This is a genomic window from Pseudomonas sp. BN417, from assembly GCF_029871205.1.
GTDB lineage: Bacteria > Pseudomonadota > Gammaproteobacteria > Pseudomonadales > Pseudomonadaceae > Metapseudomonas.
On sequence record NZ_SSOJ01000035.1, the window covers coordinates 48,896 to 60,958 of the forward strand.

A 12,063-nucleotide genomic window follows, 5' to 3' on the forward strand; every position below is an offset into this window, starting at 1 on the left:
AACCAGCGAAGGGAAGGGGACAGATGCGGGGCCGGCAAAGGCCCTCAATCCGCGAACAGCTCGAACATCAACTGCCTGAGCCAGCGGTTGGCGGGATCCCGATGGTACTTCGCATGCCAGAACAGGTTGATGTCGATCTCCGGAAGCTCGACCGGGTGGGGCAGAGCGACCAGGCCGAAGGGCTCGACGCAGGAGTCGGCGAAGCGCTCGGGCACGGTGGCGAGCAGGTCGGTGCGCTGGAGGATGTGGCCAACGGCGACGAAGTGCGGCACTTCCAGGCGGATGTCCCGCTCGATACCGAGGCGCGCCATGTGGGCATCCACCTCGCCATGGCCGGTGGTCGCGGCGATCACCCGCACGTGGCCGTGGGCGCAGAAGCGTTCCAGGGTCAGCGGCTCGCGGGTGACCGGGTGGCCCTTGCGGCACAGGCACACATAGCGGTGGTGGAACAGGCGGCGCGTGTAGAAGCCCGCCTGCAGGTGCGGCAGCAGCCCCACGGCGAGATCGACGGTGCCGTTCTGCAGGGCCTCGATCAGCGTCACGCTGGTGTTGCGCACGGTGCTGATGCGGCATTTCGGCGCCAGGCGGGCGAGCGCGTCCATCAGGCGCGGGGTGAAGTAGATCTCGCCGATGTCGGTCATGGCGATGGTGAAGGTGCGGTCGCTGGTCAGCGGGTCGAAGCTGTCCTGGCGGCTCAGCGCGTCGCGCAGGGTGTGGATCGCCAGCGACACGGGCTCGGCCAGTTGCACCGCATAGGGGGTGGGCTCCATGCCCTGGTAGGTGCGTACGAAGAGGTCATCCTGCAGGGCGGTGCGCAGGCGCTTCAAGGCGTTGCTGACGGCGGGTTGGGTCAGGCCCAGGTTGTCGGCGGCGGTGGAGACGCGCCGGTCGATGAGCAACTGGTTGAAGACCACCAGCAGGTTCAGGTCCAGGTCGCGTAGGTCCATGGGGCGTCTCGTGAGGCGGCGGGTCGGGAGGAATATTCACACTTGTAATAGTCTGTATGCGAGTCGCTGCATTTATCAATACTCCTGGCTTCGACATGATGGTTCCACTCCAACAACAACACCATCATGGGTACGAACATGACCACGAAGCCTGCCTTGCGCGTCGGCATCATCGGCGGCGGTATCTCCGGCGTCGCCCTGGCACTGGACCTGTGCCGTCACTCCCATCTCGACGTTCAGCTTTTCGAGTCCGCGCCGGCCTTCGGTGAAGTGGGCGCGGGCGTTTCCTTCGGCGCCAATGCGGTCCGGGCCATCGCCGGTCTCGGGCTGGCCGAGCCCTATGGGCAGGTCGCCGACCGCACGCCGGAGCCCTGGCAGGACGTGTGGTTCGAATGGCGCCGCAGCAGCGATGCCGGCTACATCGGCGCCAGCGTGGCGCCGGGCGTGGGGCAGTCCTCGGTGCATCGCGCGGACTTCCTGGATGTGCTGGCCAGCCGCCTGCCCGAGGGCGTGGCACGGTTCAACAAGCGCGCCTTCAGCGTGGAGCAGCAGGGCGACGCAGCTCGCGTGCTGTTCACCGATGGCACGGATTACCGGGGCGACCTGCTGATCGCTGCCGACGGCATCAAGTCTGCAATCCGCAGCCATGTACTGGAGGGCATCGGCGCCGCGCCAGTCGCGCCGCGCTTTACCGGGACCTGTGCCTATCGCGGGATGATCGACAGCCTGCGTCTGCGCGAGGCCTATCGCGTCGCCGGTGTCGACGCGCATCTGGTGGACGTGCCGCAGATGTACCTCGGCCTCGACGGCCACATCCTCACCTTCCCAGTGAAGCAGGGCCGCATCATCAACGTGGTGGCCTTCGTTTCCGACCGCAGCAGCCCCAATCCCACCTGGCCACAGGATGCGCCGTGGGTACGCGAAGCGAGCCAGCGCGAGATGCTCGAAGCCTTCACCGGCTGGGGCGATGCCGCGCGCATCCTGCTGGAGTGCATCCCCGCGCCGACCCACTGGGCGCTGCACGACCTGGCCGAGCTGCCCGGCTACGTACACGGACGGGTGGCCCTGATCGGCGATGCGGCCCACGCCATGCTGCCGCACCAGGGAGCCGGGGCAGGGCAGGGACTGGAAGATGCCTACTTCCTGGCCCGTCTGCTGGGCGATCCGCAAGTGAGCCAGGGCAACCTCGGCGAGCTGCTGGCGGCCTACGACGCCTTGCGCCGCCCCCGCGCCTGTCGTGTGCAGCGCACCTCCTGGGAAGCGGGCGAGCTGTACGAGCTGCGCGACCCGGCAGTGGGCGACAACGAGCAGGCCCTGGGCGCAACCCTGGCCAGCCGCTTCGACTGGCTGTGGAACCACGACCTGGATGCCGATGTGGCTGACGCCCGCGCGCGCCTGGGTTGGCAGTCCCGCAGCCACTGCGCCTGACCCGCTCCGTTCTACCGGGGCGAGCCCAGTCGGCCGTCCCGGCTCTATAACAATGACAAGAAGAGCCATGCCATGCGTGCCATCGACGTTTCCGCCCTGCTCGACGGGGCCCGCTTCAATACCTTCCACGCGCGCGTACTGTTCTGGTGCGCGCTGATCATCATCTTCGACGGCTATGACCTGGTCATCTACGGCGTGGTGTTGCCCGCGCTGATGCAGGCCTGGAGCCTCACCGCGCTGCAGGCCGGCCTGCTCGGCAGCTGCGCACTGCTGGGGATGATGCTGGGCGCGCTGTTCTTCGGCCCGCTGTCGGACCGGATCGGACGGCGCAAGACCATCATGACCTGCGTGACCCTGTTCAGCGGTTTCACGGTGATCAATGGCTTCGCGCGCACCCCCGAGGAGTTCGCGATCTGCCGCTTCATCGCCGGGCTCGGTATCGGCGGCGTGATGCCCAACGTGGTGGCGCTGATGAACGAATATGCGCCGAAGAAAATCCGCAGCACCCTGGTGGCGATCATGTTCAGCGGCTACTCGGTGGGCGGCATGCTCTCCGCCGGGCTGGGCATGTTGCTGATGCCCACCTGGGGCTGGCAGGCGGTGTTCTTCGTCGCCGTGGTGCCTTTGCTGGTGCTGCCGCTGCTGGTGCGCCAGCTGCCGGAGTCGCTCAACTTCCTGCTGCGCCAGGGGGATGTGGCGCGTGCCCAGGCGCTGCTGTGTCGCGCGGAGCCTGCGTACGTGCCCGCCACTGGTGACCGCCTGCACCTGCCCAAAGGGCAGGCGAGCAAGATCACCATCTCCCAGCTGTTCCATGACGGACGGACCCTGAACACGCTGATGCTCTGGGTGGCGTTCTTCTGCTGCCTGTTGATGGTCTACGCCCTGAGCTCCTGGCTGCCGAAGCTGATGAACGCCGCCGGATACGGGCTCAACTCCAGCCTGGCGTTCCTGCTGGTGCTGAACTTCGGCGCCATCTTCGGTGCCATCGGCGGTGGCTGGCTCGGGGACCGTGTCGCCCTTGGTCGCGTGCTGTTCGCCTTCTTCACCCTGGGCGCGCTGTCCCTCAGCCTGCTGGCACTGAAGTCCCCGCTGCCGGTGCTGTACCTGCTGATCGGTGTGGCCGGCGCTTGCACCATCGGCACGCAGATTCTCGCCAATGCCTGCGCCGTGCAGTTCTACCCGGCGCACATCCGCTCCACCGGACTTGGCTGGGCCATGGGCGTCGGCCGCCTCGGCGCCATCATCGGCCCGCTGCTGGGCGGTGCGCTACATGCCGCGCAGTTGCCGATCCAGGCAAGCTTCCTGGCCTTCGCCCTGCCGGGGCTGGTCGGCGCCGCCGCCATCCTGGTGTTTATCTGGCACCGGCCGGGTCAGCCGTCCCATGGCGGCGCCTTGGCCGAGGAGCCGCTGGAGTCCAGCTCCGGCTGATCGGCCTCGTACCACGGAGTCCGCCCCCGGCCCGATGGGCGCGGACTCCGCCAGCTTGATTCCCGAGCCCCTTTTTTCCTGCGCCCGCTCACGGCGCCGCGGCAGGGGTTTGCTGCCCCACGACAAGAACAAGAGAACGCCCAATGACTTTTAATCCGAAAAGGCCGCACCCGCTGCTCGCCGCCGCCCTCATCGCCCTGCCGTTCGGTGTCCAGGCCGGGGAGGGCGGCTTCATCGCCGACTCCGGTGCCACCCTCACCGCGCGCAATTACTACTTCAGCCGCGACTTCTCCGACATAATCGGGCCGAGCCGGCAGTCGAAGGCGGAGGAGTGGGCCCAGGGCTTCATCCTCAACGTCAAGTCCGGCTACACGCCTGGAACCGTGGGCTTTGGCGTCGACGTCATCGGCCTGCTGGGCCTGAAACTGGATAGCAGCCCTGATCGCGCGGGCACCGGCCTGCTGCCCGGCACCTTTGGCGAGACGGCGCCGGACGACTACAGCCGCCTGGGGCTGACAGCCAAGGTGCGGGTGTCGAAGACGGAACTGCGGGTGGGCGAATTGCAACCCAATGTGCCGGTGCTGGTGCTGACCGACAACCGCCTGCTGCCCAACACCTACCAGGGCGTTGCCATCAGCTCGGCGGAAATCGCTGGGCTGACCCTGCAGGCCGGCCAGCTGCGCTCCACCAGCATCCGCAGCGAGGCGGGGGACGAGGAAATCGGCGCCATCGTCGGTTTCGCACCCCGGCGCGACGCCCGGGCGCGGCTGATCACCTCCGACCGCTTCAACTACGCCGGCGGCGACTACGCCTTCAACCAGAACCGCACCACCCTGAGTGCCTGGTACGGGCAACTGGAAGACCTCTACAACCAGCGCTTCCTGGGGCTCAAGCACAGCGAACCCCTGGGTGACTGGACGCTGGGAGCGAACCTCGGCTACTTCGACTCCGCCGAGGATGGGCGGGAGCTCATCGGCGAGATCGACAACCGCGCTTTCTACTCACTGCTTTCGGCCAGGCGCGGCGGGCATAACTTCTACCTGGGCTACCAGGCGATGTTCGGCGACCAGGGCTTCCCCCGTGTGTTCGTCACCGTCTCGCCGCTGGGCAACGAGGTGCCCACCTACGAATTCGCCTCCGCCGAGGAGCGCTCCTGGCAGCTGCGCTACGACTACGATTTCGCCGCGCTGGGCGTGCCCGGGCTGATTGCCGGCGTCCGCTATATCCGGGGTGATAACGTCGACACGGGAAGCTTCGAGGGCGAGGACTGGGAGCGCGACCTGGATATCGGCTACACCGTGCAGAGCGGCCCGCTGAAGAACGTCTCGGTGCGGGTACGCAATGCGACTGCGCGCTCGAACTACCGCACCGATATCGATGAGAACCGCCTGATCCTGAGCTACACCCTGACGGTGTTCTGATACCGGTGCCGCCCATGCGCTTGCTCGATGATTTTCGTGCCCACGCAGCCTGTCGAAGTCGTAGGGCAGGCTGCGGAGCTTGTCGGAAGAGCGGAAGTGCAACGATCGCTTATTTGAACAGTGCAGCGTTGGCTGCCAGGACTTCGTCGGCGCACTGCGCGTCCAGGTGACCGCCCGGGGCGCCAGCCACGCCGATCGCACCGATCACGCTCTCGCCGGCCTTGACCGGGACGCCGCCGCCCAGCAGCAGGAAGCCCGGAATTTCGGTCAGGTTGGCGGCACCCGGATTCTTCTGGGCATTTTCCATGATGGTCAGGGTCGGAAGCTTGGCGGATGCGGCGGTGAAGGCCTTGGCGCTGCTGGCCTCGATGGTGTGGGGGCCGGCGTTGTCGGCACGGGCGAAGGCTTTCAGCAGGCCCGCGCGGTCTACTACCGACGCGCTCACGTTGTAGCCCTTGGCCTGGCAGGCGGCGACAGTGGCGGCGGCCAGTTTCTGGGCATCGGCAGTCGAGATATTGCCTTCTTTCAGTACGGCGGCGTTGGCGGCGCCCGCGAAGGTCAGGGCGCAAAGCACGGCGGCAAGGGAAAAACGAGGCATGGTTACGTCCTTTTCGTGGATCGATTTCAGGAGTAGCCAGTGTGGCCAGAACCTACTTGCCGCGGTATGCGCCCGACTACGCGACGGCCTCCGTAGTGCTACGGAGACGGCGAGTCCAGCAGGGTGGCGTATTGGCGGATGAGCTGCGCCAGCGAGTCGGCCTCGAGCTTGGCGAAGACGTTGGCCCGATAGGTTTCCACGGTGCGCGGCGACAGATCGAATTCGCGCGCGATTTCCTTGTTGCTCATGCCCTGGACGATGCGCACCAGCACGTCACGCTCGCGCCCGGAAAGGCGTGCCAGCCGTTCGACGGCGGCCTGTGTCACAGCCTGGCGCTCGCGACTGGCGACATGGGTGCGCACGGCGGCCTGGACGGCATCCAGGAAAACGTCATCGTCCACCGGCTTTTGCAGGAATTCCATGGCGCCGCCCTTGAAGGCGCGGCGGCACAGGTCGACGTTGGCGTGACCGGTCAGCATCACGACAGGCAGATCGGAAAACTCCGCCAGCCTTGCCAGCACGTCCAGCCCGCCGATCCCCGGCATGCGGATGTCCAGCACCACGCAACCGATTGACTGTGGCGACAACGAGGAGAGGAAGGCCTGGGGATCGCCATGGCCCTCGCTGCGCAGCCCGACGCTGCGCAGCAACAGCGCCAGTCCGTCGCGCACGGCATCGTCGTCGTCGACCAGGTATACGAGCGGGGAATGGGCGGGGAGGCTCATGCATCGGCTCCGGCGAGGGGCAGGCGCAGCGTGAAGCATGCGCCCGAGGGGTCGAGGTTGCGGGCAGCGATGCGGCCGTCCATGGCACCGGCAAGCGTTTCGCACAATGCCAGGCCCAGCCCCATGCCTTGCGGCCGAGTGGTGTAGAACGGCTCGAACAGCCGCGACAAGGCTTCGGGGGGAATGCCAGGGCCATTATCGCTGACGCTGAACTCATACTCCGTGCCTTCGACGCCGCCGCTCAGGACGATACTCCGGGTGCCCGGCGCGTCGGCCAGCGCGTCGGCGGCGTTCTGGACCAGGTTGTGGAGGATTTGTTCAAGCGTCACCCGGTCACCCAGGGGACGGGCGTCGGGGTTGGCGTTGCGCCACGTCAGGCGGATACCACGGCGTGCCAGCTCCTCTTCACGCAGGAACAACAGCGAAGCCGCCAAGGCATCGGGGTCCACCGCCGCGCGCGGCGAGGGCGAGCTGGGCTTCACCAGCTCGCGCATGCGACTGATGATGTCAGCCGCGCGGCGGGCCTGGCCAGCGCTGGCGAGCAGAGCCTGACGCACCGCGGGGCGCTCCTCTTCATCATCCAGCAGACGTTCGGCGGCACGCACCTGCGCGAGGATGGCGGTCAACGGCTGGTTCAACTCATGGGCAATACCCGCGGCCATTTCACCCAGGGTGCTCAGCCGCGTCATCGCTGCCAGACGGACCTCCTCCTGCTGGCGCCTTGCGTCGGCGCGCGACCGCTGCCAGGCAGCGCTACTGGCCGCCAGCAGGCAGCTGGCAGCGGCCCAGGCCAGCCACTCTGCCCAGGGCCAGTCGGCGAGCGTCAGCGTGCGCCAACTGTGCATGGGAAAGGGTTGGCTGACCGCACCCAGCGGTTTGCGCACGTCGATGTTCCAGCCCGGCGAGCTGGCGGCGGGCTGGCGCGCCAGCAGCGCAAATGGGCCCGCCCCGACATCCAGTGTCAGCATGGCCAGCGAGGGCGGGAAGTCGGCGGCCGGTATGAGTTGCCGTGCGTCCAGCAACAGACTCCAGCCCGATGGGGCAACCAGCCAGTAGCGGGACGCGTCCACTGGCAGTGTGACGGGCCGCCCCTCCTGGCGGGCGTGCTCGACTGCAGCAGCCAGGCCCGTCGGGGACAGGGTGCTGCCTGCCCAGGCCCCGTCGCGCAGGTAGCCCAGACCCAGCAGTTGCGACATTGATGGTTGCAAGCTGGGGAGGAGGCGTTCCGGAATGGGCGGATGCGACAGCGCGGCCAGGGTCGCCAGCACCGCTTCGTGCTGTACGGTCTTCTGGCTGAGCATGCGCTGCGCGATGCTGGTGTCCTGGAAGAAACGCTCGTACCGGTCAGCATGGTCCTGCCAACCGATCCAGGCAGCAATGGGGCAGAACAGGACCAGCCAGAGAAGAGAAGTGCGGATATTCGTCAGGGGCTTCACGGCAGACATCATGCCTCGCCGCCCAGGACGCCCGCCATCCGTAGGGCTACGGAGGCAGGGAGCAGGCAACCGGTAGGCCGAATGATGGGCGTGGCGATTGGGAATGCACGCGGTCCGATACCCAGGGAGCCAGCACCGGTGATAACCGCATGTGGCGCGCCAATGCATTGGCCCAGGTGTGAGCTGTCGATTGCTTGCATCCGTTCAGCCTGATTCCGGGAATCGGGACGGCGTCGCCAGTTTCTTTTGGCGACCATGCCAGTCGAAATGATGTCGCCATTGTTTCATGGCCGGAGTGAGCATGGACGCACTCAGGCCGGGTAGCCACCTCGAATACGGAAACCGAGGCTATGGAAGGCCGAGCTACGGTCTGATCGTCATGCGCGGATATCCGCCCCACCGCCGTCGTTGGCGTCTGCGATGTGGTGTTCATCCACAAGACCCTGCACCAAGTCGACTTGAGGCAGCGCGTGACATGATCGTCACCCCGTTACCCATGTCTCCCGCCAGGCGTTACCCATCTAGCCCGGCTCAACACGCGGCGCACCCTACGTGCGAACGGCTCAACCGTAGGGTGCGCTGTGCGCACCGACTGCAATCCATCAGACGCGGCGCGCGGCCAGGAGGTCCAGGGCGACGTCGACGATCATGTCCTCCTGGCCGCCAGCACCATCAGCGCCTTCATCGACCGCCATCCGAGCCTGAAGATGCTGGCGCTGGCCTTCCTGGTGGCGGGCACGGTGCTGATGGTCGAATCCTTCGAAGTCCACGTGCCGAAGGGCTACGTCTACTTCGCCATCGCCTTCTCCCAGGCCGTGGGGGCTCCGAACATCCGCATGCGCACAGCCCGCGGGCGCAAGGAAGGGGAGCCCGTGAAGCTGCGCAAGGATCTGATCGGTGAGTAATCCATTCTTCGAATCAACCCCTGAAAGGAGGCCTACGAAAAGCCTGTGGCCTAGGCTTTAACACAGGCGCAACCGCTGAACAGCAAATCTCCATGGGTGAACCTGCAAGCAACCTCAACAAGAACAAACTGCTTTTCGGGAGAAAGACCATGTTCCGTGCAAATCGTCGATTCAGTCGCTTCATCGCAGCTGCCATCACCGCAGCGACCCTCGCAACTCCGGCCTTCGCGCTGGAAACCGTCAAGGTCATGGCCCCCGGCTCGCCGGGTGGTGGCTACGACCAGACCGCCCGGGTCCTGGGCAAGGCAATGCTGGAGGCCAAGGTGGCCGAAGCCGTCACTTACGAGAACAAGGGCGGCGCCGGCGGAACGCTGGGGTTGGCTCAGTTCGCCAATAGCACCAAGGGTGACCAGAATGCCCTGATCGTCGTAGGGGCCATCATGGTCGCTGCGGTGGAGCAGAACAAACCACCGATCACCATGGCCAACGTGACGCCGATCGCGATGCTGTTCACCGAGTACAACGTGATCGCGGTGCAGAAGGATTCCCCGTACAAGACCCTGGATGACCTGCTCTCCGAGTTCAAGGCCAACCCCACCAGCGTCAAATGGGGAGGCGGTTCCAAGGGCTCGGTGGACCACATCGGCATCGCGGAACTGGCCGGCAAGCTGAACGTTCCGGTCAATCAGGTGAACTACATCGCCTCCGGTGGCGGCGGTGAAGTGGTCTCCGCGGTCCTGGGTGGGCACATCACGGCCATCACGGGGGGATACGCCGAGCTGTCCCAGTACATCAAGTCAGGTCAGCTCCGGGTGCTCGCGATCGGTTCGCCCGAGCGTATTCCCGCGCTCGATGCCCCGACCCTGAAGGAGCAGGGCGTGGACATGGTCATCGGCAACTGGCGGGGTGTCTACGGCGCCGCCAACCTGACGCCGGAGCAGCGCAAGGAGCTGACCGATGCGGTCCTGGCCGCTACCAAGACCAAGGTGTGGCAGGACAACGTCCAGGTCAACGCCTGGTCGCCCAGCATTGTCACGGGCGATGACTTCGCCAAGTTCGTCGAGGACGAGCATGCCCGCCTGCGTGAAATGCTGGTCAAGGTAGGACTGCTCTGACATGGCCCGCTCTCCGGGAATAGTGCCGGCCCATCTGGCGGTCGGCGTCAGTGTCATCGCCATCGGTGTAATCCTGGCGTTTGGTGCCGCCCGTTTCCCTGTGGAGACGGGTTTCACCATCCTCGGCGCCTATGTCTATCCCTACGCCGTTGCCATCTTCCTGGTGGGCGTGGGCGCGCTGTTGAGCATGCAGGCATTGACCGGGGGATTTCGCGGGCTCGCGGACGACGAGGAACCTGTCGAGGTGCTGGCGGGCGGCAAGGCCGGGGCTGTCTGGATAACCGCTGGGTTGATCAGCATTGCCCTGCTCATCACCCATATCGGCTTCGTCCTTTCGGCCGCGCTGCTTTTCACCTGTGCGGCGCGTGGCTTCGGCAGCCGTCATCCGCTTCGCGACCTGGCCATCGGCATCGCCCTGACACTGCCGGTCTATTGGCTGTTTACCGCCGGGTTGGGGGTTTCCCTGCCGCGCCTTGTCAATGCATGGCTCTGAACTGGTTCATCGGAGGTACATGTAGTGGACATTCTTTCGAGCCTGGCAACAGGCTTCGCCGCCGCGCTGACGCCGGTCAATCTCCTGTGGGGATTCGTCGGCTGCCTGCTGGGTACCGCGATTGGCGTGCTGCCGGGGATAGGGCCGGCACTGACGGTTGCGCTGCTGTTGCCGATCACCGCCAAGGTGGACCCCACCGGCGCCCTGATCATGTTCGCCGGTATCTACTACGGCGCCCAGTTCGGAGGTTCCACCACCTCCATCCTGCTCAATACGCCGGGCGAGTCGTCTTCCATGGTCACCGCCCTGGAGGGCAACCTGATGGCGCGCAATGGCCGGGCAGGCCCGGCCTTGGCAACGGCTGCCATCGGCTCGTTCGTGGCCGGGACCATCGCTACGGTACTGCTGACCCTGTTCGCGCCCACGGTGGCGAACCTGGCGCTGAGGTTCGGTCCCGCCGAGTACTTCGCGATCCTGGTGCTGGCGTTCACCACGGTATCCGCGATCCTCGGCGCGTCCATGTTGCGCGGGTTCGTCTCGCTGGGGCTGGGAATGGCCGTGGGGTTGATCGGGATGGACTCCATCTCCGGCATCGCCCGATACACCCTCGGAGTACCCGAGCTGGTCGACGGTATCGAGGTCGTGTTGGTGGCGGTCGGCCTGTTCGCCGTCGGCGAGGCGCTGTATGGCGTGCTGTACCAGAAGGAGGAAAAGGGCGACCGCAATCGCCTGACGTCGTTGTGGATGACTGGTTCGGACTGGAAGCGCTCGATACCCGCCTGGCTGAGGGGAACCTTCATCGGCTTCCCGTTCGGCACCATCCCGGCGGGAGGCGCCGAGATTCCCACCTTCCTGTCCTATTCCGCGGAACGCAAGCTCAGCCGCTACCCCCAAGAGTTTTCCGCCGGAAAGGGGCAGGGGGCGATCGAGGGAGTCGCCGGGCCCGAAGCGGCCAACAATGCCAGCGCGACGGGGTCACTTGTGCCGCTGCTGACCCTGGGCATCCCAACCTCCGCGACAGCGGCGATCCTGCTGGCTGCGTTCCAGAACTACAACCTGCAGCCGGGACCGCTGCTCTTCCAGACTTCGGGAGACCTGGTCTGGACGCTGGTGGCTTCGCTGTTCGTTGGCAACGCGATCCTCCTCGTGCTGAACCTCCCGCTGGTTGGCATCTGGGTCAAGCTCCTGAAAATCCCCCGCCCATACCTCAATGCCGGGATCCTGGTGTTCGCCAGCATCGGGGTATATGGGATGCGGCAATCGTCCTTCGACCTGCTGCTCATGCTGGCCATCGGTTGGATCGGGGTCTTGATGCGCCGCCTCGATTTCCCGGTTGCCCCGGTGATCGTGGGGATGCTGCTGGGCCCCATGGCGGAAAAGCAATTGCGCAACGCCCTGTCAATCAGCCAGGGGGATTGGTCCGTTTTCGTGACCCACCCCATCTCAGCTGCGGTTCTCGCACTCACGCTGGTGGTTCTCATCGTTCCGCATCTGTTGCATGCGCGCGGTGTGCGTTTGCACGCAGACGATTGACGACCTGGAAGGGGCCAGGCACGCACAGACGCCG

10 protein-coding genes and 1 pseudogene are annotated in these 12,063 nt (G+C 65.9%); 7 read left to right on the forward strand and 4 right to left on the reverse strand.

Going from position 1 to position 12,063, the window contains the following annotated elements:
* Nucleotides 1–44: 44 nt before the first annotated feature.
* Nucleotides 45–947 (reverse strand): LysR family transcriptional regulator, encoded by a 903-nt coding sequence (locus E8F11_RS02815; RefSeq protein ID WP_280287284.1) that lies wholly within the window; start codon nucleotides 945–947, stop codon nucleotides 45–47.
* Nucleotides 948–1,085: 138 nt separating this feature from the next.
* Here E8F11_RS02815 and salA point away from each other — a divergent pair, with 138 nt between their 5' ends.
* The 3 genes from salA (at nucleotide 1,086) to E8F11_RS02830 (ending at nucleotide 5,224) form a co-directional block, all read left to right on the forward strand.
* Nucleotides 1,086–2,375 (forward strand): salicylate 1-monooxygenase, encoded by a 1,290-nt coding sequence (salA, locus tag E8F11_RS02820; protein ID WP_280287285.1) that lies wholly within the window; start codon nucleotides 1,086–1,088, stop codon nucleotides 2,373–2,375.
* Nucleotides 2,376–2,447: 72 nt separating this feature from the next.
* Nucleotides 2,448–3,803 carry an aromatic acid/H+ symport family MFS transporter gene (locus E8F11_RS02825; protein ID WP_280287286.1) on the forward strand — a complete coding sequence of 452 codons (1,356 nt, stop codon included), beginning with the start codon at nucleotides 2,448–2,450 and terminating at the stop codon, nucleotides 3,801–3,803.
* Nucleotides 3,804–3,946: 143 nt separating this feature from the next.
* The gene (locus tag E8F11_RS02830; RefSeq protein WP_280287287.1) at nucleotides 3,947–5,224 is read left to right on the forward strand and encodes an OprD family porin; all 1,278 of its coding nucleotides are present in this window, start codon (nucleotides 3,947–3,949) and stop codon (nucleotides 5,222–5,224) included.
* A 109-nt stretch (nucleotides 5,225–5,333) separates the two neighbouring features.
* On the opposite strand, the gene E8F11_RS02835 is transcribed toward E8F11_RS02830, so the two are convergent.
* The 3 genes from E8F11_RS02835 to E8F11_RS02845 form a co-directional block, all read right to left on the reverse strand.
* Complete coding sequence (locus tag E8F11_RS02835) at nucleotides 5,334–5,822, reverse strand: heme-binding protein (protein ID WP_280287288.1); 489 nt, start codon at nucleotides 5,820–5,822, stop codon at nucleotides 5,334–5,336.
* A 98-nt stretch (nucleotides 5,823–5,920) separates the two neighbouring features.
* Nucleotides 5,921–6,547, reverse strand: a complete 627-nt coding sequence (locus tag E8F11_RS02840) for a response regulator (RefSeq protein ID WP_280287289.1) — start codon at nucleotides 6,545–6,547, stop codon at nucleotides 5,921–5,923.
* Nucleotides 6,544–7,992, reverse strand: coding sequence for an ATP-binding protein (locus E8F11_RS02845; protein WP_280287290.1), 1,449 nt, complete (start codon nucleotides 7,990–7,992; stop codon nucleotides 6,544–6,546). The genes E8F11_RS02840 and E8F11_RS02845 overlap by 4 nt, the downstream gene beginning before the upstream one ends.
* A 641-nt stretch (nucleotides 7,993–8,633) precedes the next feature.
* Here E8F11_RS02845 and E8F11_RS02850 point away from each other — a divergent pair.
* The 4 genes and pseudogenes from E8F11_RS02850 to E8F11_RS02865 all read left to right on the forward strand — a co-directional run.
* Nucleotides 8,634–8,888: pseudogene (locus E8F11_RS02850) on the forward strand (TerC family protein); the annotation flags it as partial.
* Between the two features lie 149 nt (nucleotides 8,889–9,037).
* The gene (locus E8F11_RS02855) at nucleotides 9,038–10,003 is read left to right on the forward strand and encodes a tripartite tricarboxylate transporter substrate-binding protein (RefSeq protein ID WP_280287291.1); all 966 of its coding nucleotides are present in this window, start codon (nucleotides 9,038–9,040) and stop codon (nucleotides 10,001–10,003) included.
* 1 nt (nucleotide 10,004) lies between these two features.
* Nucleotides 10,005–10,496: a tripartite tricarboxylate transporter TctB family protein gene (locus E8F11_RS02860; protein ID WP_280287292.1), complete on the forward strand. Its 492-nt coding sequence runs from the start codon at nucleotides 10,005–10,007 to the stop codon at nucleotides 10,494–10,496.
* 24 nt (nucleotides 10,497–10,520) lie between these two features.
* Entirely contained in the window at nucleotides 10,521–12,029 is a 1,509-nt protein-coding gene (locus tag E8F11_RS02865) for a tripartite tricarboxylate transporter permease (RefSeq protein ID WP_280287293.1), read from the forward strand.
* Nucleotides 12,030–12,063 lie beyond the last annotated feature (34 nt).

Bases quoted from the DNA above. Each gene is read 5' to 3' on its own strand.
- E8F11_RS02840 (WP_280287289.1), bottom strand. From the start codon at position 6,547: ATGAGCCTCCCCGCCCATTCCCCGCTCGTATACCTGGTCGACGACGAC.
- E8F11_RS02815 (WP_280287284.1), bottom strand. From the start codon at position 947: ATGGACCTACGCGACCTGGACCTGAACCTGCTGGTGGTCTTCAACCAG.
- E8F11_RS02835 (WP_280287288.1), bottom strand. From the start codon at position 5,822: ATGCCTCGTTTTTCCCTTGCCGCCGTGCTTTGCGCCCTGACCTTCGCG.
- E8F11_RS02845 (WP_280287290.1), bottom strand. From the start codon at position 7,992: ATGTCTGCCGTGAAGCCCCTGACGAATATCCGCACTTCTCTTCTCTGG.
- E8F11_RS02855 (WP_280287291.1), top strand. From the start codon at position 9,038: ATGTTCCGTGCAAATCGTCGATTCAGTCGCTTCATCGCAGCTGCCATC.
- E8F11_RS02830 (WP_280287287.1), top strand. From the start codon at position 3,947: ATGACTTTTAATCCGAAAAGGCCGCACCCGCTGCTCGCCGCCGCCCTC.
- E8F11_RS02825 (WP_280287286.1), top strand. From the start codon at position 2,448: ATGCGTGCCATCGACGTTTCCGCCCTGCTCGACGGGGCCCGCTTCAAT.
- salA (WP_280287285.1), top strand. From the start codon at position 1,086: ATGACCACGAAGCCTGCCTTGCGCGTCGGCATCATCGGCGGCGGTATC.
- E8F11_RS02860 (WP_280287292.1), top strand. From the start codon at position 10,005: ATGGCCCGCTCTCCGGGAATAGTGCCGGCCCATCTGGCGGTCGGCGTC.